Below are 21903 nucleotides of genomic sequence, written 5' to 3'. Positions count from 1 at the left end.
AATAATGGCGAGGGGGATCGCCATGCAGTTACAGCCGGAACTGGCAAAGAAATTGATTGCCGAAGTCAAACATATGTACAGCCGCGAAGTGATTATTGCCGATACAAAAGGGATGATCATCGCAGGCACCAACGAGGCGCGCGCCGGATGGTTTCATGAAGGCGCACTGATCTGCGCCCGCGAAAAACGGAATGTCATCATTACGAAAGAAGATGAAAAACGGCTCCAGGGCGTAAAAGCAGGACTGAACCTCCCCGTTTTTTCAGGCCATGAGGTGATCGGAGTGTTCGGTCTGACAGGAGACCCTGACGATATCCTGCCTTTCGGAGAATTGCTCAGGAAAATGACGGAGCTGTTTATTAAAGAAACGCGCCATATGGAAGAAGCGCAGTGGCGTGCGAGAATGCTTGAATCCTTTATGGTTGATTGGCTGCAGCTGAAAGAATGGTCTCCGGGCTTTTTAGAAAAAGCAAAGCTCATCGGCGCAGACCTTCACGCATACCGCCGGATCATACTCATTCAAGGACGTTATGAGCAATATAAAGCGGAGGAGCTCGGGCGGCTCTGGCAGAACGAATGCCCTGAAGACCTGTTTGTCCGCTGGGGAAATGAACGCATTCTCATTAATCATGAAGCAAATTCGGCTTCCAAAACACAGCTCATCAAAAAGATCGGCGCCGTTTTTGGGCAGCCTGTCACCGCCGGCATCGGACGGATCGTTCCGGGAGAGCGCCTCGCGGAATCATACGAACAGGCGGATAAAGCACTTTCAGCCGGAATCGGTGACAAGCAGGCCGTCTTTGAAGAAGATTTAAAACTGGATATGTGTATTGCCGATATCGCACCCGGCACGCGGTCGGAATTTTCACGGCGGGTTCTCAAGCATGTACTCGGCCGGGAAGAACTTCTGGATACGCTGCGCGCCTTTTTCGACCGGCAATTATCGTTAAAGCGCACCGCCGACGACATGCATATTCATATCAATACATTGCGCTACCGTCTTTCCAAACTGGAATCACTGACAAATATGAAGCTTGACCATCCCGAAGACATAACGGCTTTTTATTTGGCGCTCCGCTTTTTAGATCAACATACAAAAAGTACGTAATCATATCATCATTTTTCATATGTTTCTCCATAGTGTGCGGAATCGTTTTTCTTTACAATTAAATGAAAACGCTTTTCTTATCAGGGAGGTTGGGAGAACATGATTTCACGAGAGGCAAAAGAAGCGTTCATCCGGACGGTCGGGAAGGAGAATTATGATGATTCGGCGGCGGGGCGTCTAGTGTATTCTTATGATGCGGCTCCTCAGCTGCAAGCCATGCCGGATGCGGTAATCGCCCCCCGCAGCGCGGATGACGTGTCCCGTATATTAACGATTTGCAGCAGGCATGACATTCCGATCGTGCCGAGGGGTTCAGGCACAAACTTATGCGGCGGCACATGTCCGTCTGAAGGCGGGCTTGTGCTTTTATTCAAACATATGAACCGCATTCTTGAAATTGATGAAGAAAATTTGACGGCAACCGTCCAGCCGGGCGTGATTACGCAAGATATGATCCGTGCGGTTGAGCAAAAAGGTTTATTTTATCCGCCTGATCCGAGCAGCATGAAAATATCGACGATCGGCGGGAATATTAATGAAAATTCCGGCGGACTGCGCGGTTTGAAGTACGGCGTCACCCGGGATTATGTCCTCGGCCTTGAAGCCGTCTTGGCTTCAGGCGATATCATCCGCACAGGAGGAAAGCTGACAAAGGATGTCGCCGGTTATGATCTGACCCGGCTTTTCGTCGGATCAGAAGGTACGCTCGGCGTTGTGACGGAAGCGACTTTAAAGCTGGTTCCGAAGCCGGAAACGAAAAAAACGCTGCTCGCACTCTATGAACATATTGAAGCGGCTGCGGAATCTGTTTCTGCCATCATCGCTGAAAAAATCATTCCGGCCACACTCGAATTTCTGGATCAGCCGACACTGCAGGTCATTGAAGATTACGCCAAGATCGGGCTTCCGACCGACGCAAAAGCGGTGCTGCTGATCGAACAGGACGGTGACATCGAAACGGTCAGACGGGATATGGAAAAAATCGAAGCCATCTGTAAAAACGGAGCAGCCGTATCCGTCCAAACGGCCGAAACCGAGGAAGAGGCATTCGCGCTTACAGAGGCCAGACGGTCCGCATTATCAGCCCTTGCCCGGCTGAAACCGACGACGATTCTGGAAGACGCGACCGTGCCGAGATCACAAATTGCCGGCATGGTCAAAGCCATTAACGAGATTGCAGAAACATACGGCCTGTCCATCTGCACATTCGGCCATGCCGGAGACGGCAACCTTCATCCGACGTGCACCACAGATATCCGAAATACAGAGGAGATGGAACGTGTCGAAAAAGCTTTTGCCGCCATTTTTGAAAAAGCGATTGAGCTGGGCGGGACGATAACGGGTGAACACGGGGTCGGCATCGTAAAAGCGCCGTATTTAGAAATGAAGCTGAAAACAGAAGGCATCACCGCCATGAAAGCGATCAAACAAGCGCTTGATCCCCAAAATCTGCTGAATCCGGGAAAAATATTCGCCAATTCATCAAGGAAACGCGTGGTGGTGATGAAATGACAACGGCTAAAGAGCAGCAACACATTCAAACAGAATTCAAAACCCGCATGGATGAAGGTGAATTGCTGAACTGTATGCGCTGCGGCTTTTGCCTTCCTTCCTGTCCGACCTATATCGAATCGGGATTTCAAGAATCCCATTCGCCGCGCGGCCGGATCGCCCTGATGAAAGCCGTCACAGACGGACTGATCGAACCGGATGAAGATGTCGAACGCTCACTTTCGCTGTGTCTCGGATGCCGGGCATGCGAGCCCGTTTGTCCGGCAGGGGTCAATTACGGACAGCTGCTTGAAGAAGCGAGGGATATCATTCATCAAAATAAAAAACATAAGCCGGGCGTGCGCCTCTTGCGGAAAGCCGCCTTCACCGGGCTTTTCCCTCATCAAAACCGCATGCAGGCAGCCGTGAATCTTCTCGGAATATACCAAAGATCGGGACTGCAGACAGCCGTCAGAAAAACCGGTATGCTGCGCGTTTTGCCTGAACATCTGCGCACGATGGAACAAGTGCTCCCGCCCGCCCCGAAACGGAAAGACATGAAGGAAAGGCCGCGTTTTCTTCCTGCCGCGGGTCCCGTCCAAAAACGGGCCGCTTTTTTCTCGGGCTGCTTAATGGATACGATGTTTTTAGCGACAAATCATGCGACAACGGCGCTTTTACAGGCGGCCGGGTGTGAAATCGCGGTTCCGGACGGCCAGGCGTGCTGCGGCGCGCTTCACGGGCACAGCGGAGAAAAAGAGATGGGAAAAGAACTGGCCAAGCGGAATATCGCCGCTTTTGAGGCGCTTGACGCTGATTATATCATTACAAACGCCGGCGGATGCGGCGCCTTTCTTCAGGAATATCCGCATTTACTGAAAGATGAACCTGGATGGGCGGAACGTGCCGAACAATTCGTCCGGAAGCTCAAAGACTTTTCATCCGTACTGGTTGATCTGAAGTTCCATCAAAAAAACCTGCGGGCGCAGTCTCCTCATATCGTCACATATCAGGACTCCTGCCATCTCCGCAATGTGATGCATACGTCAGAGGAACCGCGAACGCTTTTGAAAAGCATTAAAGGGGCTGAGTACAGAGAAATGGAAAAGGCCGACAGCTGCTGCGGGTCGGCGGGAATTTATAATATAACAGAGTCAGAGATGTCTATGAAAATATTAGACAGCAAGATGAAAGCCGCCGGAAAAACGGAGGCGGCCGTCATCGTGACAGCCAATCCCGGATGCCTTTTGCAAATGCAGCTCGGCATTTTACGCGAAGGATTAACAGACCGTGTCCGCGCGGTTCATTTGGCGGATTACCTTTTGGAAGCGGCGGATTTGTCATAAGCCGAAAGCAGAGAGACCGATCGGCTCTCTGCTTTTATGATGCTGCAATGTTCGGGTCGGCCGCGGATTTATCCGGGTATTGAAGCTTCCAGTCTGGCACTCGGATCACGCCATACATTCGCCCATTTTTTCACAGCCGCAATGATAATCACAAGCCCGAGAATGAGCATGATAATGGATAAAACGCCATTCAGCACGTTGTATCCCGCCGCTTCGGGGTTCAAATACACATACCGCACCATCCAATAACCCGCATAGTTGACGGTCACGTACAAATAAGCGAGAGGAATCAGGCATGTCAGCATATAGCGCCGCTTATCCGCTATTTTTAATACGACGGTCGCACCGATGATTAAGCCGACAGATGCCATAAGCTGATTGGATACGCCGAACAGCGCCCAAATGGAACTGATGTCGCCCGAATACAGAAGATAGCCCCACAGCAGGCAGGCGAGCGCGCTTGAGAAAATCGAGCCCGGCAGCCAGTCTGTTTTTTTCAGCGGCTTATAGACCTCTCCGAAAAACTCTTGAATCAAGTACCGGGCGACACGGGTTCCCGCATCAATCGCCGTTAAAATAAACACCGCTTCAAACATAATGACGAATTGAAAAAAGTATGAAGCCAAATGACTGAAAAACGGAATCTCCGTAAAGATATACGTCATTCCGACGGCAAGCGTAACAGCGCCGCCCGTTCTTCCCTCCAGACTGAGCCCGATTTCTTTGCTCAATTCAGGCAGATGGACGACATTCATCCCGAGGGCGCGGAATATTTCAGGCGTGCTGTTAATAGCAAAATAGTCGGCGGGCTCAAGAGCGGCAGCTGCAATGAGCGCCATAATTCCGACGAGACATTCCACAAGCATCGCTCCGAAAGCAACCGGTTTTATATCACTCCATTTATCCAGCATTTTCGGCGTTGTGCCGGAACCGACAAATGCATGAAAGCCCGAAATGGCGCCGCAGGCAATCGTTATTGAAATAAACGGCCAGACAGGACCCGCGATCACCGGCCCTCCGCCTTGAATAAACTCCGTTACGGCCGGGAATTTAATGGCGGGATTGACGAAAAAGACGCCTGCGATCAAAGCGGCAAAAACCCCGATTTTCATAAAACTGCTTAAATAGTCACGCGGAGCCAGCAAAAGCCAAACCGGAAGCGCCGCGGCGAAAAACGCATAGACGGGAAGCGCCACTGCAAGCGTTTTCGCATCCAGTGTCAGCATGTCCCCGAGAGCCGTTGTCTGCAGCCGCGGCCCGATTACAACACCGGCCATTAACAAAAGAAACCCGACTGTTGATGCGAGTTTGAGATTGCCCGTTTTTTTATAGTAGAGGCCGACCCCCATCGCGATCGGAATCGTAATCCCCACCGCAAACGTTCCCCACGGGTTTTTCTCAAGCGCGTGCAGCACAACCATGGACAGACCCGCCATCGTGATCGTAATGATAAACAGCATGGAAAGACCGGTGCAAAAGCCCGCCACCGGGCCGAGCTCTTCTTTGGCGACTTCAGAAAGCGTTTTCCCGTTTTTCCGCATTGATGCAAACAATACGACAATATCGTGCACGGCTCCCCCGATCACCGCTCCGATTAACAGCCATAAAAGCCCGGGCAGATAGCCAAACTGAGCTGCCAGAATCGGTCCGACAAGCGGGCCGGCAGCGGCGATTGCCGCGAAGTGGTGGCCGAATGACACCCACTTATTCGTGGGCACATAATCTTTCCCATCCTCAAGCACATGGGCCGGAGTCGGTGTCTGATCATTGATTTTTAATACTTTGACCATCATAAAGGTACCGTAAAGCCGATAGGCGATCGCCAAAATACATATAGACGCTATGACGATTGTAATCGCATTCATTTAATCCCAGCCCCTTTTCTCTTTTTCTAAATATTATCACAATTATCAGATAACAGGAGATGATTTTTGCGTAAAAAAAAGCCGGCTGCGGCAGCCCGGCTTTTCGGAACACTATTTTCCTGATAAACGGATGACATTCCAGGACAGCGGAGTAAAATGTGCCGTTATCCCTTCAGCGTTTGCCGAAGACGTTCCGTTGGAGTGGGGAATGACTTCTTTTCTGTTTTTTTGATTGGTTGCTTTCATATCCTGATGCTCCAGCACGATATGCTCAATGATGCGGTAATCTTCAAACCCTCTCAGTTTGATCTCCGTTTCCATCAGTTCCTTGCTTTTGTTGACGGCAAAAATGGTCAGGGCTTCATCCTCTTCATGGTAAACGGCCGCGGCATCAACATACGGCACATCCGTAAAGTCCGCCGAGTCGTATTTCGGGGAGGTGACCAGCAGTTTCATTGAAGCCCCTCTCCCGTAGACTGAGGCGTGCATGTAAGGGTAAAAGATCGGCTGCCTCCATGCTTCTCCGCCCTTTTCAGTCATGATAGGCGCAATCACGTTGACAAGCTGGGCGAGACAGGCGATCTTTAGTCTGTCCGCATGCTGCAGCATCGTAATCAGCAGTGAACCGATCAACAGCGCATCTTCAAAATTGTAGATGTCTTCGAGAATCGGCCGGGCCGTAATCCATGGCTCCACTTTTTTATCCGCTTCATTTGAGTGATACCACACATTCCATTCATCTAAAGAAAGGTGAATCGTTTTTTTGCTGCGTTTTTTCGCTTTCATATAATCACATACGGCTGTGACGGATTTAATAAAATGGTCTAAATCCATAGACTTCGCCAAATAGTTCTCAAGATCATTTTCATGGTTGCCGTAATACGTATGCAGTGAAATGTAATCCACATGCTCGTACGTATGCTCAAGCACCTCGGCCTCCCACTCGATGAAGGACGGCATGCCGCTGTTTGAGCTTCCGCAAGCCACCAATTCGATCGTCGGGTCCGTCCATTTCATCACCTTTGCTGTTTCAGCGGCAAGCCGTCCGTATTCATGCGCCGTTTTATGACCGATCTGCCAAGGGCCGTCCATCTCATTTCCTAAGCACCATGTTTTGATGCCGTAAGGTTTTTCATATCCGTGCGATTTTCGTAAGTCGCTCCAGTATGACCCTTCCGGATGGTTGCAGTACTCGACGAGGTTCCGGGCGGCATCGATCCCTCTCGTCCCGAGATTGACCGCCATATTCACTTCGGCGTTCACTTTTTTCGCCCACGTTAAAAATTCATTCGTCCCCACTTCGTTCGTTTCTGTCGTCTGCCATGCCAAATCAAGCCTCCGCGGGCGGTTCTTCACCGGCCCGACGCCGTCCTCCCAATTGTAGCCTGAGAGAAAATTCCCTCCCGGATAGCGGATGAACGGCACTTGCAATTCCTTGATTAACTCCTGCACGTCTGTTCTGAAACCGTCCTTGTCGGCTTTCGGGTGTCCGGGCTCATAAATGCCTTCATACACCGCCCGGCCCATATGTTCTATAAAAGATCCGTACATCCGTTTGTCCACTTCACCGATGATATATTCTTTATCTGCTGTAATCCCCGCTTTTTTCATTACATTTCCTCCCTCTCTCTATCCCTTCACTCCGCCTACTGTGAGGCCGGAAATGAAGTATTTTTGGAAAAACAAGAATATGATGATCACCGGCAGTATCGCAAAAACGGACCCGGAAATCAGCATGTCATAGTTGTTGCCGTACGGACTCAGCAGCCCTGAAAGTCCGATTGGAAGCGTAAACATTTCTTTCGACCGAAGCACGATCAGCGGCCATAAAAAGTTATTCCAGCTGTTTAAAGATTGAAGAATGATCATTGCTCCGAATGCCGGTTTCATGAGCGGCGCCATTATTCTGAAGAAAATGCCGAATTCGGTGCAGCCGTCCATTCTCGCTGAATCAAGCAGATCCTTCGGAAGTCCGAGCGCATATTGCCGGAAAAAGAACACGGCGACAGGCGACACAATAAACGGCAGAATCACCCCCGTATAAGAATCGATCAAATGAAGACCCACCGTCAATTTGAACAACGGAAGCATCATCACTTCAAGAGGCACCATCATAATGATCAGCACAAGAACGAAAATAATATTTCTGCCTTTAAACTCGTAGACACCGAGTCCGTAGCCGATCAAAGAGGAAAAAAACAGCGTGAGAACCGTGGTGAGGACGCCGAGCAGCAGGCTGTTAAAAAACCATTTGAAATAAATGCTCCCCCCGTTGAACAAATAGGTGTAGTTATCAAGGCTCATCACATCCGGATCAAGACGCAGATTCAGCCCGATGCGCATCAGCTCAGATGACGGCTTTAAAGAACCGAGCAATAGACAGATCATCGGAAAGATATACAGCAGGCTCAGCATGATAAAAAACAAGGTAAACGCGACTCTGTACACGGAAAACATGTGATTGTTACGCAACGCTTATCCCTCCCCTTTAAACGAACCGGACAGTTTCAGTGAAACAAGGCTGACTAGTAAGATGACAAGCAAAAGCACAATTCCGATTGCGGCCCCGTACCCCATTTCGTTGTATGCAAGCCCCTGCTGATATAAATAACCGACAAGCGTAAGGCCGATATTGCCCGGGGAATTATTCTGCCAAAGCACATAGCTTTCCTCAAACATTCTGAAACCGCCGATCATACTGATCGTTAACACATAAACGGACACCGGCTTTAAAAATGGAAGGGTGATATGCCGGAACTTTTTCCACGTACTCGCCCCGTCAATTTCAGCCGCCTCATACAATTCTTTCGGCACGTTTTGCAATCCGGCCAGAAAGTAAAGAATGTTAATGCCCATCCACCTCCATGACGCAAGCAGCACCATTAAAAACATGCCGGTACCTTTGTTGTTGAGCCAGTTTTGGGGTGATGCGCCAAGCTTCATCATCAGCTCGTTTGCAAGCGACGTATTCATTTCTCCGAACATCAGCCGGAAAATAATCCCCGCTACGATCGTCGATGTTAAAGCCGGTACAAACAGAGCCGATTTAAACACATTTCTGAACCTGACGAGCTTCGAATTCAGAATCACCGCCAAAAGAAGCGGCACCGGAATCAGCACGATCAGCGTCCAGAAAGTATATTCCAATGTGTTAAATAATGCCGTATAAAAGGTTGGATTAAGAAGAGCGGTATAATTGGAAAACCCGACAAATGTAATTTCTCCCGGCAGTATCCGCTGAAAGCTCATGATAAACACGCTGATGATCGGATACAAAAAGAAAACGAGAAACGAAATGATAAATGGCGCCGTAAAAAGATAAGGCGCCGCTTTTTTTGAATACAGCACATTGCGCCGGCGCGGCTTCTTCCGGACTGCAGAAACGGTTTGCGCTGTCTCTGTCTTTACAGGTCTCATAAAAGCTCCCCCGCTTTCACTGTTAAATAGGGCGGCTTCTCCTATTTTTCCAATTGCTCTGCCGCCTCGTCCAAGGCTTCCTCAGGTGTTTTTTCCTGCGTCTTCAGCGCATCGAACAGCACCTGTCTGACAACGAGATCAGCCGCTTTAGAGAAGTCTTCATGCAGATAAATCGGATTGATCTCATCTTTTATTTCAAGAAGCGAGGAAAAAATTGACGTACCGTTCCGGAAGAAATCCGTGTACTTGTTTTTCTCCTTCAATTCTTTTGAATCCCACACGTCCCAGCGGAGCGGGTCAAAGCCGAGCACCGTCCACAGCTTTATGTTCCCTTCCTTTGAACCTTTCGCAAATCCGAGAAATTCTTTCGCGAGCTCCAGATGTTCAGCCTGCTTCGGCACGACGGTGGCTGTTCCGCCTAAACCCGCTGATCTGTCACCGCCTTCTTTCCAGGCCGGCATAGGGTAAATCGCCATTTTTCCTTTTAAATCAGGCATATAATCGATAAACCGTCCCATGTACCAAATGGGCATCAGCACGGAGGCTGCCCCGCCCTGATTCATAAAACCGTAGTATTCTTCGCTGTGATGGCCGCCGCCGGGAGCCGGCAGAAGGGTTTTATCATTCACCATGTCCTTTACATCATTCAGTGTATCTATATTCTTCTTGCTGTTCAGAATCAATTTTCCGTTTTTGCTGTAGTAGCCTGACCCTTGCTGCGAAATCATGGATAGGAATGTGGCGGAGTCGTTTGTTTCAACCGTTCCCATCGGTTTCCCCGCGGCCTTACGCACTTTTTTCCCTGCCCGCCGGTAATCTTCCCATGTCTTAATGGAGGCGGGATCAACGCCCGCTTTTTTCATGATATCCATGTTGTAAAACATGACGGTCGTCCCCACATGTGTATCAAGGCCGTACAATTTTCCGTTTTTGCTGTATAAGGCCAGACGCGCTTCCACAAACTTATCGCGGTCTTTTTCAATCAGCGGCGTCAGATCGGCAAGCGGGATATCCTTCCCCTTCAGAAAGTTCGAGAACCGGCTTAATTCCACGTCGGCTATATCGGGAAGCCCCTCACCCGCGATCAGCGAAACCGATAAATTATCATGCATTTGTCCATAAGGATAAACAACGGTATTCAGCTTGATTTTGCGATCCGGATACTTCTGATTCCATTCTTTGACCATTTCCTGATAAAACTGTTCGTGCAGGCCGTTAAACGTCCAAAACGTCAGCTCCGTTTCTCCCGGCCGGCCGGCAGTCCGTTCTTGTGAACAGCCGGCGGTAAACAAGAAGAGCATCATCAGCACCAAACATACAGCGGTTGTTTTTTTCATGTCATTACCCCTTCCACTTTAGGCCGTGCGGCTATTGATGCAAATGATGTGCAAAGAGCGCTGCATTTTCATTTATGATGGTTAAACCGGTATAACGGTCTCGCAGTGTGTGCGCATGCTTAAGCGCATCGCTGACAAGGTCCTTTTTTACACCGATCTCATCGAAACAGGCGGGACCTCCCGCAGATGAGAGCCACCCGGCAATTGTTTTGCCGTCGGGAAGCCCTTCATATGCGGACTGAATCGCCTCGCGAAAGTGCGGCGGCAGTTCAGCAAGCTTTTCGTGACAAGCCAGTTCTTTGTAAATATCACTCAGCACCGCGCACGCACAGCCGACCTTCGCACCGTGGAGAATCGGAGGCTGTTTTGCCTTCAGCATTTCCATCTCAATCCAATGCGAGATGTGATGCTCTCCTCCTGAGGCGGGGCGGGAGTGGTCAAGAGCAAGCATGACAAGACCCGAAACGATCAGCGCTTCCATCAGTATCTGAATGCCGGCCTCCGTTCCCATGGCAATGTCAGCGCGGTGATCAATGCACTGCCAAAGCGCGTCTTTCACAAGCTTCTCCCCGGCTTCTGAGTACGGCTCACCCGCAAGCCTGCGGGAAATCTCCCAATCAGCCAGCGATGTTATTTTCCCGAGCATGTCACCGAAGCCCGCGGCTGTCATTGAACGGGGCGCTTCTTTTAATACATTCGTATCGGCAAATAAGGCGATGGGCGCTTTCGTTTGAATCGTCGTTTTGATTCCGTTTAATATGAGCGGCGCTCCCGCCGATGTAAAACCATCGACTGACGGAGCGGTGGGGAATGAGATAAACGGCAAACCGCGCTGATAAGCGGCAAACCGCGTAATGTCGTGAATCGTTCCTGAACCGGCCGCAATGATGACATCCGTCTCTTCCGCGAGATTGATCAGCGTATAGACCAATGTCCTCTCATCAGCCGCGGCGGCCCCGGCTTCATGCTCCGGAATGATGACTTTTGATGCTTTGATTCCGCCTGCCCTTAATTCGTCCGCAAGCAGACGTCCCGCCGCCTCGTACGTGTTCCGGTCACAGACGAGGACCGGATGATTCCAGCATTTTTTTTGCAGAAATCTGAGAAGCTCTTCTTTTGCATTCGCCCCGATCACGATATCTTCTATTTGAATCGGTGAGCGGCTGGCCCCTTCCTTGTCAAACTCGGATTGAATGTCCTCAGGAGAACGTTTCATAAAAGGATTCCCTCCTTCGCTAATTCTGTCAGGTCTTTAATAGAATCAAGGACGATGTCAGGTTCATATAGACGGGGCTCCCCAAGTTTGGCCGACCCCGTCAGAACCAATACGCTTTTCATTCCGTACAGCCTGCCCATTGCGATATCAGATTCGAGGCTGTCTCCGATAATGGCGCATTCCTCAGGGGGAAGTCCGAGCGCTTCACATGCCGCCTCAGCCATCAGCCAAGACGGTTTGCCGATGACAAGCTCCGTTTTTGCTCCGGCGGATGCTTCAATGGCCCCGATCATTCCCGCGACATCCATGGCATGGCCGCCTTCATTCGGAAAAGAGCGGTCCCGATTCGTGGCGATGATGCGCGCGCCGGAGGAAGCCGCCTTAAAAGCGAGATTCAGATCCTCATAGGTGACGGTTTCATGCAGGGAGATGACAAGCCAGTCTGCCGCCTGCGGATTTTGCGCCAGGGTGACACCCGCTAAAGCGAGTTCATCAGTCAGCCCTTTCTCTCCTAACACCCAGACCTTTGACAAAGGATAATGCTTCTTTAAAAATGATGCCGTCACACTGGAGGACAGCACGATGCTCCGTTCATCCGTGCGGATACCTGCACCCAGCAGTTTCTTTCGGCACATTGCTCTTGATAGATTGCCGCGGTTGCTTAAAAAGACAACGGCTTTGCCCAGTGACTGAAGGGTATGAACGGCTTCTTTTGCGCCCTCAATCAGCTCCCGCCCCCTGAATACGGTTCCGTCTAAATCAATCAGAAACCCGGCTGCGTCAAGTTTGGCCATAATAAGCATTCGCCCCGTGTTTTCTGTAAAAATGCTTATCATGCAGCACTCTGTCGATCGGACTGAGCTGTTTGTTCAGCATAAGCGAATGGTAGGCCATTTCCGCTACCGTTTCGAGCACAACGGCGTTATGCAGGGCATTCAGCGCGTCCGTTCCCCAGCAGAACGGGCCGTGGCTGTGGACGAGGACACCCGGATTTTGTTCATACGGTTCGTTTTGAAAGGTTTCGGCTATGACTTTGCCTGTATGATATTCGTAATCTTTGACAATTTCTTCTTCATGCATTTCCCTCGTGCAGGGTATAGCGCTTTCAAAGTAATCCGCGTGAGTCGTTCCGAGAGCGGGTATGTCTCTTCCGGACTGCGCCCAGCTCGTCGCCCAGCGGGAGTGAGTATGAACGATTCCGCCGATAGCCGGAAACGCTTTATACAGATAAAGATGGGTCGGCGTGTCAGAAGACGGTTTCAGCGAGCCTTCGAGAATGTCTCCGTCCTCATTCAGGACGACCAGTTTGTCAGCGGTCAGCTCACTGTAATCGACACCGCTCGGTTTAATGACGATTCTCCCGCTCTCTCTGTCAATGCCGCTGACATTCCCCCATGTAAACGTGACAAGGTTATGTTCCTCGAGCTTCAGATTGGCCGCGAGCACTTCTTCTTTTAACGCTTCAAGCATGGCGGCTCCCCCCTTTCGCAAAATCGCGGTTTTTAATGGCTTTCAGGCGTTTCATGACATTGTTTTCTTTACCGAAGTAGTGTACGAGCTCTTTATATTCCGCATATAAGCTGTCATAAATCTCAGCTCTTTCCCGGTTCGGGGCATAAAAGCCGTCTTTTAATTTCCCCATATGCGCGCATGCTTCAGCAATATTGGAGAATCCCCCGTTTTCCCGTCCCGCGGCGAGCGCTCCGAAAATCGCGGAGCCCAGTGCAGGCGCCTGCGGAGACCCGGATAATTGAATGTCCATATTTGTGACATCTGCGTAAATCTGCATGACAAACGGATTTTTTTCGGCGATTCCTCCGGCTGCGTAAAGCTCTTCGACCGGAACGCCGTTTTCCCGGAACGTTTCGATAATCATCCTCGTTCCGAACGCCGTCGCTTCAATCAATGCCCTGTAGATTTCTTCCGGCTTCGTGTGCAGCGTCATGCCGAGCATCATGCCCGTCAAATCGGCGTCCACCAGGGTTGACCGGTTTCCGTTCCACCAGTCAAGCGCGAGAAGGCCGCTTTCCCCGGGAACAAGTTCAGCCGCTTTTTTGCTGAGCAGCTCGTGAATGTCTATGTGTTTATCCTCAGCTTCCTTCTCATAGTCTCTCGGAACGCACGTTTTGACGAACCATTCAAAGTGGTCGCCGACACAGGACTGCCCCGCTTCATATCCCGCATATCCGGGCAAAATGCCGTTATTGACGACCCCGCACATACCGGGGACGATATGTTCTTCCTCGCCGAGCAGCACATGGCAGGTAGACGTTCCCATGATCATCAGCATTTTCCCCGGCTCTGTAATACCGACCGCGGGCACTGACACGTGAGCGTCGACATTGGCGACGGCAACGGCCGTCCCCGGAAGAAGCCCGGTCAGCTCCGCCATTTTTTCGGTCAAACCTCCTGCTTTTTCCCCGACTGAATAAATCGTGCCGCTTAATTTATCCTTTGTAATCGTTTTCATTAACGGGTTGAGCTTTTCGAAAAAATGATCCGGCGGATATCCCGTCTCCTCATTCCAGATTGCTTTGTAGCCGGCCGTGCAGTTGCTTCGCTTCAATGAACCGCACAATTGATAGACGATCCAGTCTGCCGCTTCCACAATCCGATCTGCCGCCTTGTATATATGCGGCGCTTCTTCCGCGATTTGCATGATTTTCGGGATCATCCATTCAGAAGAAATTTTACCGCCGTATCTTTTAAGGAATGGTTCTTTTGTGCCTTCGGCAATCGTGTTCAAACGGTCTGCATGTTTTTGAGCCGCATGATGCTTCCACAGCTTCACATAACTGTGGGGCTCCCGTTCAAATTCCGGCAGCATACAAAGCGGCTGCCCCGCGCCGTCTATCGGCAAAATCGTGCAGGCGGTAAAATCAATTCCTATGCCGATCACGTCTTTTGGATCAGCACCCGCCTGCTCAAGCAGGTTCGGAATCGCCGTTTCCAGAACTTCGATATAATCGGCAGGGTGCTGAAGCGCCCAGTCCCGAGGGAGTTTTTCACCCGTCTTCGGCAGCTTGCGGTCGATGACGGCATGAGTGTATTCTTTTACCGCAGAGGCGATTTCTACGCCCGTGCGGACATTGACAAGCACCGCCCGGCCGGACAATGTGCCGAAATCAACACCAATCGTATACGCCATATCAATTCCCTCCCAACCGGTATAATACGTCATTCCATTTCAGCTCTTTTTTCAGCTCATGTATTTCAGTATTGCGGGAAATAAAGATGCTTTCAATGCCTGCCATCTCAGCCCAGTCAAGCATCTGTTCAGCCGTAATCCGGAAGGACATACAGGTATGGTGGGCGCCCCCCGCCAAAATCCATGCTTCCGCAGCTGTTTTCAGTGATGGCTCCGGCTTCCACAGCACCCGCGCCACAGGGAGATTCGGCATATCATGATCAATTTCCATGCCTTCCGCTTCATTCAGAATGAGACGGAATCGCCCGCCGATATCAATGATGCTGGCGATGATGGCTGAACCGCCGATTCCGTTAAAGACCAGCCGGGCCGGATCTTCCTTCCCTCCGATTGAGAGAGGATGGACTTCGATTTTCGGCTGATCAAGGGCGATCGTCGGACATACTTCAAGCATATGTGATCCGAGAATCATCGCACGCCCCGGTTCAAAATGGTACGTATAATCTTCCATGAAGGAGGTTTGTTCTCCGTCCGCCATTATTTTCATCATTCGCACAAGGGCAGCCGTTTTCCAATCGCCTTCTCCGGCAAATCCGTACCCTTTTTCCATGAGACGCTGAACGGCAAGACCCGGAAGCTGCTTCATTCCGTGCAAAACTTCAAAGGAGGTCGAAAACGCTGTATATCCGCCCCGTTCGAGAAAGGCCGTTAATCCGAGTTCAATTTTCGCCTGTTCTTTAATGGAAGCAACTTTTGCTTCATCCCGCTTCGTTTCGTCGCTGATGACATACAATTTGTCGTATTCCTCATAAAGCGCCTCAATTTCTGCGCCGGTGACATTGTTCATCACCTCGGTAAGATCGCCGATTCCGTACCCGTCAACCTGCCAGCCGAATTGAATGTGGGCGCCGACTTTGTCTCCGTCAGTAACCGCCACATTCCGCATATTGTCGCCGAACCGGGCTACTTTAATATTCCTGCTTTCATTCCAAGCGGCAGCCGTGTTCATCCATTGTGAAATGTCATGTTTGACTTCCTCATCATTCCAATAGCCTGCGATGACTTTTCTCGTCTGCCCCATTCTTGACTGGATATATCCGTATTCCCGGTCTCCGTGAGCGGATTGGTTGCTGTTCATAAAGTCCATATCAATCGTTTCCCACGGGATGTCGCGGTGATATTGGGTATGCAGATGAAGCATCGGCTTTTGAAAAGCGGAAAGACCTTCAATCCACATTTTCGCAGGGGAAAATGTATGCATCCATGTCACGACCCCGGCACAGTTTTCTTGATACTGCGCTTCCCGCAAAACCTCTCTGATCGTTTCAGATGACGTGACAACCGGTTTATGCCTGATCTTGTATCTTGATGACACCCCGCAGAGACCGTCACATATTCCCTTTGCGTGTTTATCGACAAGCTGAAGCGTTTCCTCTCCGTATAAGTGCTGGCTTCCCGTTACAAACCAAAATTCATATTCTTTGTTCTGAAGCACATTCATTTCCCCTTCCCATCAAAATAAAGCGCTTGCATTTTTAAATAAATATACGTACGAATATAAATAATAAAACTTTTATTCTTTTATTTGTACGAACAATTTCATTATAGTTAAGGAGGAATCAAACTGTCAATCTTTTATTGCAAGTAAAAAAGCCGGACACACATGCCCGGCTGATCAATTAATAGGAAGGCCAGCCTGAACTCCAATCGATATCATTGATGAGCATCTTCGGAATTCCGCTGTTTTCGGCATCATACGCATGACGCACTAAAATATTCCCGTTCACAATATCTTGACCGCCCGGGCCTTTCCAGCGGTCATTGCCGGAATCAAGAATCGTCCCTCCGCCTTCAGACATGCTTTTCCCGCTTTTATCGAGATATGGGCCGGTGATGCTTTTGGATCTTCCATAAGCGATTTTGTACGTACTATTCACGCCTGAACAGCATTTATCAAACGACACCATTAAGTAATAGTAGCCGTTCTGGTAGGTGATGGCCGGCGCTTCCAAAGCTCCGCCGTTATTCGGTCTGGCAGCGATGGAATAAAGTGATCCCGTCGGTTTCATTGTATTTTTATCAAGCTTTGTCAGCTTAATGCCGCTCCAAAAAGAACCGAAGGCAAGCCAGGGGTTTCCGTCTTTATCAATTGTCAGCTCCGGATCAATTGCATTGTAGTTATTGGCGCTTGTTGAACGGATGACGAGCCCTTCGTCCTTCCAGTTTCCCGAACTGAGGCTTGTAGATGATGCAAGACCGATCGCGGAGGTATTTTTGCCGAATGAAGAAACGGCATAATACAGCCAATACTTTCCGTTAAAATATTGAACATCGGGGGCCCATTGATTCAGCCCGTAATTCGGCACATAATTGCCCCACCATGACAGCGGGGAAGTAAAGATTGATTTCTGAACGGTCCATACGCCGCCGCTGCCCGCCTTTAAGACGCGAAGCCCCCTCTCCCCTTCCAAACCGGTTCCGAAAGCGTACCACGTGTTTCCTTCCTTCGCCATTGTCGGATCATGAAGCAATTCATTTGATGCCCCCCAAAACGCGGCAGATGCCGGAGATGAAGACATCAGAAGCAGACCGGCTGTAACGGCTGCGCATGAAAAGCGGATCATGCGTCTGAATCTGTTTTTCATTTGTAAACCCTCCCCTTTTTAAAGCGCTTTCAAAAACATGTTGTCAGATTTTTCTATGTCTTCTCTTATTGTAGACGCACGGCTCATATTTGTACAGACAAAAAAAAGAATCTGCTTAAAAAAGCAGATTCTTCCGTATCTTTATTGATAAGTAATACGGTCAACCGTTTCCCGGTCTAATTTTTTAATCACTTCTGTGATCAATTTTACCGTATTCTCATAATCATCCCGATGCAAAATAGCGGCATGAGTGTGAATGTAGCGCGTCGCGATCGTAATGGACAGCGCCGGCACTCCGTTTGCGGTTAAATGAATGGAACCTGAATCCGTGCCCCCTCCGGCAATGGAATCGAATTGATACGGAATTCCCGCTTCTTCCGCCGTGTTCACGACAAGGTCGCGCAGCCCTTTGTGAGATACCATTGACGCGTCATACAGAATAATTTGCGGCCCTTCACCGATTTTGCTTTGCGCCTCTTTTTCAGAAATTCCCGGTGTATCTCCGGCAATTCCGACATCCACACCGAACGCGATATCAGGCTGGATCGTATGTGCCGCTGTTTTCGCCCCGCGCAGCCCGACTTCTTCTTGAACCGTTCCGACCCCATATACTTCATTCGGGTGATCACTGTTTTTCAGATTTTTTAATACATCGATGGCAATCGCACAGCCGATACGGTTGTCCCATGCTTTCGCCAATAAATGCTTTTCATTGTTCATCACTGTAAATTCAAAATACGGCACAATCTGGTCACCCGGAAGAACGCCCCATTCCATTGCTTCTTCACGGCTGGACGCCCCGATATCGATGAACATCTCTTTAATATCGGCGGCTTTTTTTCTGGCGTCAGGAGGCAGAATGTGAGGCGGTTTCGAACCGATGATCCCCGTGATGTCCCCTTTTTTTGTCACGACGGTGACGCGCTGGGCCAGCATGACCTGAGACCACCAGCCGCCGACGGTTTGAAAGCGGAGAAAGCCTTTATCAGTGATTTGCGTCACCATAAAACCGACTTCGTCTAAATGCCCTGAGATCATGATTTTCGGACCGTTTTCTTTGCCGGTTTTTTTGGCGATTAAACTTCCCAGCCGGTCTGTTGTGACATCATCGGCAAATGGTTCTATGTATGATTTCATCACTTGTCTTACTTCTCTCTCATTTCCCGGTATCCCTTTTGCATCCGTTAAGGCTTTCAGCATGGTGAGCGTTTCATCTAATTTTGTCATCAATAAACCTCCTTTTTTTCACTACCCTTCTTATTATACAAAACCAATGCTGAAGCATACGATTAATTCGCCTGAAAAACGGGTAAATGTTTTTATCTATTTCTTTTAAAAAAATGAAACTTTTTGTTTTGTTTTTCGTATTACATCAGATCATGACAAAGGTGAGGAGGTGCCTTCACACATATGGCCATTACAGTATTGAGGATTGTCTTGCTTGCACTTCTTATTTATTTTATTTACATGTGCGTCAAATTTTACGCAAACCCGAAAAGAAGGCTCAGACTGGCGCAATCAAAAGAGAATTTTTATTTTATTGACGAACAGAAAAACACGCGAAAAAATCTCCAGCTTACTTATAAAGGAGTGCTCTTTGAAGGAGAAAAGCATATCCCTTCCAAAGATCATCCGCTGTTTATTCATACGATATTTGTATGGACCGAAAATCCGGAAAAGCTGAACCGCTTTTCTGCAGGTGATTTTGAAGAAGTCGAAAAAAAGGTATTGGAGCGGTACCCGAATTGCAAGATTGATTGGGACCAGCCCATCAAAAAAGCGAAAAAAGCAGGCGAGCGATAAGCTCTCCTGCTTTTTATTTTTTAGACATCAAATACATGAGCACAAGGGCGGCTTCAGTGAGAAAAAGCAGCGGCACCCCGTATAAAAAGGATTTGTGCTTCGTCTTATGCCTGAAGGTGCGCATGCCGATCCATACGCCGAGTGAGCCGAACATGGCGGCTGTGAGCCATATTCGTTTCTCTGATATTCTCCACCTGTGCGCCTTTGCTCTTCTTTTATCAGCGCCCATGATCCAAAAGCCGTATCCGTTTATCAATACGGCGTAAATGAAGAGAGCCATTGATTGTCACCCTTTACGTAAAAAAACCGCTCCCGGAAAGAGAGCGGCTTTTTCAACTTACTTGTCTAACTGAGCTTTAGCAGCATCAGCAAGCTGATTGAAAGCAGTAAGATCGTTTACAGCAAGATCAGCAAGCATTTTGCGGTTTACTTCGATGCCTGAAAGCTTAAGACCGTGCATTAAACGGCTGTAAGAAAGACCGTTCATACGTGCAGCAGCGTTGATACGAGTGATCCAAAGCTTACGGAAATCACGTTTTTTCTGACGGCGGTCACGGAATGCATAGTTTCCTGATTTCATGACCTGCTGGTTTGCTACTTTGTATAATGTATGTTTTGAACCGAAATAACCTTTTGCTAATTTAAGAACCTTTTTACGACGCTTACGTGTAACAGTTCCGCCTTTTACTCTTGGCATTAGATTTCCCTCCTAATTGTTCCTTGTCCGATTACTTGATGTTGGCAAGCTGTTGTTTGATGCGTTTGAAGTCTCCTGCGCTCACAATAGCACCCTTGCGAAGCTTACGCTTTTGCTTTTGGGATTTGTTGGCGAATAAGTGACTTGTGTATGCATGAGAACGTTTTAACTTCCCAGAACCTGTCTTTTTAAAACGTTTAGCAGATCCGCGGTGAGTTTTCATTTTTGGCATGGGATTTCCTCCTTATTGCTTTTCGTTTTTCGGCGCGAGCATTAAGAACATGCTGCGGCCGTCCATTTTTGGTTTTGTTTCGACTGTCGCAACTTCCGCACATGCTTCAGAGAAACGGTCCAATACGCGCTGGCCGATTTCTTTATGAGTGATTGCGCGCCCTTTAAAGCGGATAGAAGCTTTCACTTTATCGCCTTTTTCAAGGAATTTAATCGCATTGCGCAATTTCGTGTTAAAGTCATGCTCATCGATCGTCGGACTTAATCTAACTTCTTTTAAGTTAATGATTTTTTGATTTTTGCGTGCTTCTTTGTCCTTTTTCTGCTGCTCGAATCGGAACTTACCGTAGTCCATGATGCGGCAGACAGGCGGTTTTGCATTTGCTGCAACTAACACAAGGTCAAGATTTGCGCGGCCGGCGATTTCAAGTGCTTCCTGACGGGACTTGATGCCGAGCTGATCGCCATTTTGTCCGATCAGACGAACTTCACGTGCACGGATACCCTCATTAACCAATTGATCTTTGCTAATAATGAGCCACCTCCATAGTTTCTTCGAATTGATTCACAACGCTTTTTGACTGCATTCTGCAGGCAAACAAAAAGTGCGGGCATGACAACACACCCACACTACGAACATCTGCATAAATAAAAATGTACGGTCAACCTGCCAACTACATGAATGTGTCAATCAGGTGAGAAGCGGGTGCCTCTGCTTGTGATTTATATTCAATTCAATAACTATTCTACACAATACCGGATCATTAGTCAAGAATGACTTCTCCGGATCAACTTTTTCATTTTAACACGATGCCGGGGTGAGCGCAAGGAAAAATGTGAAATTTCGTTCTTTGCCGCCCGCGGACGTGCCAACACAATAAAAAACCCGGGTCTATAACCCGGGTTTATCCCCCGATGAGCTGAACGAATACCGGAATGACCAGCACCGTCACCACTCCTACGACGACAACCGCGATACTTGCCATTGCCGCTTCTACTTCCCCCATCTCAATGCCGACCGCAACACCGAGTGCGTGTCCTGATGTGCCGAGAGCCAGTCCCTTAGAGATTGGGTGCTTTACTTTAAACAGTTTTAAGAATAAAGCGCCAAGAGCATAGACGATAACGGCGTTGAAAATAACGGCGAAAGCGGTGATGTCGGTGATGCCGCCGATCCCTTTTGACAGCGGAAGGGCAATTGCCGTTGTCGCCGCCTGCGGAAGCATGCTTTTCATAACGGCCGCGTCAAGATGAATGCCTTTTGCGATCAAATAGACAATCGTGACTGAGCAGATAGAGCCGACAATGATGGAAGACATGATCTGCCACCAGTATTTTCTCAGCTTGTCACGCTGTTTGTATAAAGGGATGGCAAAAGCGATCGTCGCGGGCTCCAGGAAGAATTTAATAATGTCTCCTCCGCTTTTATAATCTTCATATGAAAAACCGCCGAGCTTCAGAAAAAGGATTCCAAGCACCATCGCGACAAACAGCGGGGTGAAGAGGAAAAAGCCTCTCGTTTTTTTAAATAAATACGTGCCGATGCCAAAGGCCGCAAGTGAAACGACAATACCGAAATATGGACTCATCCGTTTTCCC

21 protein-coding genes and 1 other annotated feature are annotated in these 21903 nt (G+C 49.0%); of the genes, 4 read left to right on the top strand and 17 right to left on the bottom strand.

Features of this window, described 5'->3' with window-relative positions:
• Positions 1 to 22: 22 nt before the first annotated feature.
• The 3 genes from ACWJJ4_RS06205 to ACWJJ4_RS06195 all read left to right on the top strand — a co-directional run bounded on the left by ACWJJ4_RS06205 (position 23) and on the right by ACWJJ4_RS06195 (position 3945).
• On the top strand, positions 23 to 1108 hold the full coding sequence (locus ACWJJ4_RS06205) for a CdaR family transcriptional regulator (protein ID WP_102421654.1): 1086 nt from the start codon (positions 23 to 25) through the stop codon (positions 1106 to 1108).
• A 99-nt stretch (positions 1109 to 1207) separates the two neighbouring features.
• Positions 1208 to 2620, top strand: a complete 1413-nt coding sequence (gene glcD / locus ACWJJ4_RS06200) for a glycolate oxidase subunit GlcD (RefSeq protein ID WP_094247674.1) — start codon at positions 1208 to 1210, stop codon at positions 2618 to 2620.
• Positions 2617 to 3945, top strand: coding sequence for a (Fe-S)-binding protein (locus ACWJJ4_RS06195; RefSeq protein ID WP_025649708.1), 1329 nt, complete (start codon positions 2617 to 2619; stop codon positions 3943 to 3945). The genes glcD and ACWJJ4_RS06195 overlap by 4 nt, the downstream gene beginning before the upstream one ends.
• Before the next feature lie 68 nt (positions 3946 to 4013).
• Here ACWJJ4_RS06195 and cstA read toward each other — a convergent pair whose 3' ends face one another.
• From cstA to ACWJJ4_RS06135, 12 genes are all read right to left on the bottom strand, one after another.
• Complete coding sequence (gene cstA / locus ACWJJ4_RS06190; protein ID WP_071391525.1) at positions 4014 to 5810, bottom strand: carbon starvation protein CstA; 1797 nt, start codon at positions 5808 to 5810, stop codon at positions 4014 to 4016.
• 111 nt (positions 5811 to 5921) lie between these two features.
• Positions 5922 to 7421, bottom strand: coding sequence for an arabinosylfuranosidase ArfA (gene arfA / locus ACWJJ4_RS06185; protein WP_278071220.1), 1500 nt, complete (start codon positions 7419 to 7421; stop codon positions 5922 to 5924).
• 18 nt (positions 7422 to 7439) lie between these two features.
• The gene (locus ACWJJ4_RS06180; protein ID WP_007612991.1) at positions 7440 to 8267 is read right to left on the bottom strand and encodes a carbohydrate ABC transporter permease; all 828 of its coding nucleotides are present in this window, start codon (positions 8265 to 8267) and stop codon (positions 7440 to 7442) included.
• A gap of 18 nt (positions 8268 to 8285) precedes the next feature.
• Positions 8286 to 9227, bottom strand: coding sequence for a carbohydrate ABC transporter permease (locus tag ACWJJ4_RS06175; RefSeq protein ID WP_003152513.1), 942 nt, complete (start codon positions 9225 to 9227; stop codon positions 8286 to 8288).
• Positions 9228 to 9268: 41 nt separating this feature from the next.
• On the bottom strand, positions 9269 to 10564 hold the full coding sequence (locus ACWJJ4_RS06170) for an ABC transporter substrate-binding protein (RefSeq protein WP_454021513.1): 1296 nt from the start codon (positions 10562 to 10564) through the stop codon (positions 9269 to 9271).
• A 31-nt stretch (positions 10565 to 10595) separates the two neighbouring features.
• Positions 10596 to 11780 carry a sn-glycerol-1-phosphate dehydrogenase gene (locus ACWJJ4_RS06165; protein ID WP_156735632.1) on the bottom strand — a complete coding sequence of 395 codons (1185 nt, stop codon included), beginning with the start codon at positions 11778 to 11780 and terminating at the stop codon, positions 10596 to 10598.
• Positions 11777 to 12583 carry an HAD-IIA family hydrolase gene (locus ACWJJ4_RS06160; protein ID WP_454021610.1) on the bottom strand — a complete coding sequence of 269 codons (807 nt, stop codon included), beginning with the start codon at positions 12581 to 12583 and terminating at the stop codon, positions 11777 to 11779. Before ACWJJ4_RS06160 ends, ACWJJ4_RS06165 begins: the two co-directional genes overlap by 4 nt.
• The gene (gene araD / locus ACWJJ4_RS06155) at positions 12561 to 13250 is read right to left on the bottom strand and encodes an L-ribulose-5-phosphate 4-epimerase (protein WP_102421661.1); all 690 of its coding nucleotides are present in this window, start codon (positions 13248 to 13250) and stop codon (positions 12561 to 12563) included. Before araD ends, ACWJJ4_RS06160 begins: the two co-directional genes overlap by 23 nt.
• Positions 13243 to 14928 (bottom strand): ribulokinase, encoded by a 1686-nt coding sequence (araB, locus tag ACWJJ4_RS06150; RefSeq protein WP_454021512.1) that lies wholly within the window; start codon positions 14926 to 14928, stop codon positions 13243 to 13245. Before araB ends, araD begins: the two co-directional genes overlap by 8 nt.
• Position 14929: 1 nt before the next feature.
• Positions 14930 to 16423, bottom strand: coding sequence for an L-arabinose isomerase (gene araA, locus ACWJJ4_RS06145; RefSeq protein ID WP_454021511.1), 1494 nt, complete (start codon positions 16421 to 16423; stop codon positions 14930 to 14932).
• A gap of 184 nt (positions 16424 to 16607) precedes the next feature.
• Positions 16608 to 17573, bottom strand: a complete 966-nt coding sequence (locus ACWJJ4_RS06140) for a glycoside hydrolase family 43 protein (protein WP_015387871.1) — start codon at positions 17571 to 17573, stop codon at positions 16608 to 16610.
• 141 nt (positions 17574 to 17714) lie between these two features.
• Entirely contained in the window at positions 17715 to 18800 is a 1086-nt protein-coding gene (locus ACWJJ4_RS06135; protein WP_007408096.1) for a M42 family metallopeptidase, read from the bottom strand.
• Positions 18801 to 18983: 183 nt separating this feature from the next.
• Here ACWJJ4_RS06135 and ACWJJ4_RS06130 point away from each other — a divergent pair, with 183 nt between their 5' ends.
• Positions 18984 to 19376: a hypothetical protein gene (locus ACWJJ4_RS06130; RefSeq protein WP_003152498.1), complete on the top strand. Its 393-nt coding sequence runs from the start codon at positions 18984 to 18986 to the stop codon at positions 19374 to 19376.
• A 13-nt stretch (positions 19377 to 19389) separates the two neighbouring features.
• Here ACWJJ4_RS06130 and ACWJJ4_RS06125 read toward each other — a convergent pair whose 3' ends face one another.
• From ACWJJ4_RS06125 to lrgB, 5 genes are all read right to left on the bottom strand, one after another.
• Positions 19390 to 19656 carry a DUF1294 domain-containing protein gene (locus ACWJJ4_RS06125; RefSeq protein WP_063174678.1) on the bottom strand — a complete coding sequence of 89 codons (267 nt, stop codon included), beginning with the start codon at positions 19654 to 19656 and terminating at the stop codon, positions 19390 to 19392.
• A gap of 57 nt (positions 19657 to 19713) precedes the next feature.
• Entirely contained in the window at positions 19714 to 20073 is a 360-nt protein-coding gene (gene rplT, locus ACWJJ4_RS06120) for a 50S ribosomal protein L20 (RefSeq protein WP_003152495.1), read from the bottom strand.
• 31 nt (positions 20074 to 20104) lie between these two features.
• Entirely contained in the window at positions 20105 to 20305 is a 201-nt protein-coding gene (gene rpmI / locus ACWJJ4_RS06115) for a 50S ribosomal protein L35 (RefSeq protein ID WP_003152493.1), read from the bottom strand.
• Between the two features lie 12 nt (positions 20306 to 20317).
• Positions 20318 to 20839 (bottom strand): translation initiation factor IF-3, encoded by a 522-nt coding sequence (gene infC, locus ACWJJ4_RS06110; RefSeq protein WP_071543361.1) that lies wholly within the window; start codon positions 20837 to 20839, stop codon positions 20318 to 20320.
• Between the two features lie 58 nt (positions 20840 to 20897).
• Positions 20898 to 21028 (bottom strand) — a sequence feature (ribosomal protein L20 leader region).
• Between the two features lie 181 nt (positions 21029 to 21209).
• Positions 21210 to 21893, bottom strand: a complete 684-nt coding sequence (gene lrgB / locus ACWJJ4_RS06105; protein ID WP_063174677.1) for an antiholin-like protein LrgB — start codon at positions 21891 to 21893, stop codon at positions 21210 to 21212.
• Positions 21894 to 21903 lie beyond the last annotated feature (10 nt).

It is taken from the genome of Bacillus sp. JK62, assembly GCF_053663455.1.
The sequence above is the reverse complement of the archived record's forward strand: the minus strand, read 5'-3'. Positions and strand labels throughout refer to the sequence as shown.

Bases quoted from the DNA above. Each gene is read 5' to 3' on its own strand.
- ACWJJ4_RS06160 (WP_454021610.1), bottom strand. From the start codon at position 12,583: ATGCTTATTATGGCCAAACTTGACGCAGCCGGGTTTCTGATTGATTTA.
- ACWJJ4_RS06125 (WP_063174678.1), bottom strand. From the start codon at position 19,656: ATGGCTCTCTTCATTTACGCCGTATTGATAAACGGATACGGCTTTTGG.
- rpmI (WP_003152493.1), bottom strand. From the start codon at position 20,305: ATGCCAAAAATGAAAACTCACCGCGGATCTGCTAAACGTTTTAAAAAG.
- ACWJJ4_RS06180 (WP_007612991.1), bottom strand. From the start codon at position 8,267: ATGTTTTCCGTGTACAGAGTCGCGTTTACCTTGTTTTTTATCATGCTG.
- glcD (WP_094247674.1), top strand. From the start codon at position 1,208: ATGATTTCACGAGAGGCAAAAGAAGCGTTCATCCGGACGGTCGGGAAG.
- ACWJJ4_RS06130 (WP_003152498.1), top strand. From the start codon at position 18,984: ATGGCCATTACAGTATTGAGGATTGTCTTGCTTGCACTTCTTATTTAT.
- araB (WP_454021512.1), bottom strand. From the start codon at position 14,928: ATGGCGTATACGATTGGTGTTGATTTCGGCACATTGTCCGGCCGGGCG.
- ACWJJ4_RS06170 (WP_454021513.1), bottom strand. From the start codon at position 10,564: ATGAAAAAAACAACCGCTGTATGTTTGGTGCTGATGATGCTCTTCTTG.
- lrgB (WP_063174677.1), bottom strand. From the start codon at position 21,893: ATGAGTCCATATTTCGGTATTGTCGTTTCACTTGCGGCCTTTGGCATC.
- ACWJJ4_RS06175 (WP_003152513.1), bottom strand. From the start codon at position 9,227: ATGAGACCTGTAAAGACAGAGACAGCGCAAACCGTTTCTGCAGTCCGG.
- ACWJJ4_RS06205 (WP_102421654.1), top strand. From the start codon at position 23: ATGCAGTTACAGCCGGAACTGGCAAAGAAATTGATTGCCGAAGTCAAA.
- rplT (WP_003152495.1), bottom strand. From the start codon at position 20,073: ATGCCAAGAGTAAAAGGCGGAACTGTTACACGTAAGCGTCGTAAAAAG.
- araD (WP_102421661.1), bottom strand. From the start codon at position 13,250: ATGCTTGAAGCGTTAAAAGAAGAAGTGCTCGCGGCCAATCTGAAGCTC.
- ACWJJ4_RS06135 (WP_007408096.1), bottom strand. From the start codon at position 18,800: ATGACAAAATTAGATGAAACGCTCACCATGCTGAAAGCCTTAACGGAT.
- ACWJJ4_RS06195 (WP_025649708.1), top strand. From the start codon at position 2,617: ATGACAACGGCTAAAGAGCAGCAACACATTCAAACAGAATTCAAAACC.
- ACWJJ4_RS06165 (WP_156735632.1), bottom strand. From the start codon at position 11,780: ATGAAACGTTCTCCTGAGGACATTCAATCCGAGTTTGACAAGGAAGGG.
- cstA (WP_071391525.1), bottom strand. From the start codon at position 5,810: ATGAATGCGATTACAATCGTCATAGCGTCTATATGTATTTTGGCGATC.
- arfA (WP_278071220.1), bottom strand. From the start codon at position 7,421: ATGAAAAAAGCGGGGATTACAGCAGATAAAGAATATATCATCGGTGAA.
- ACWJJ4_RS06140 (WP_015387871.1), bottom strand. From the start codon at position 17,573: ATGAAAAACAGATTCAGACGCATGATCCGCTTTTCATGCGCAGCCGTT.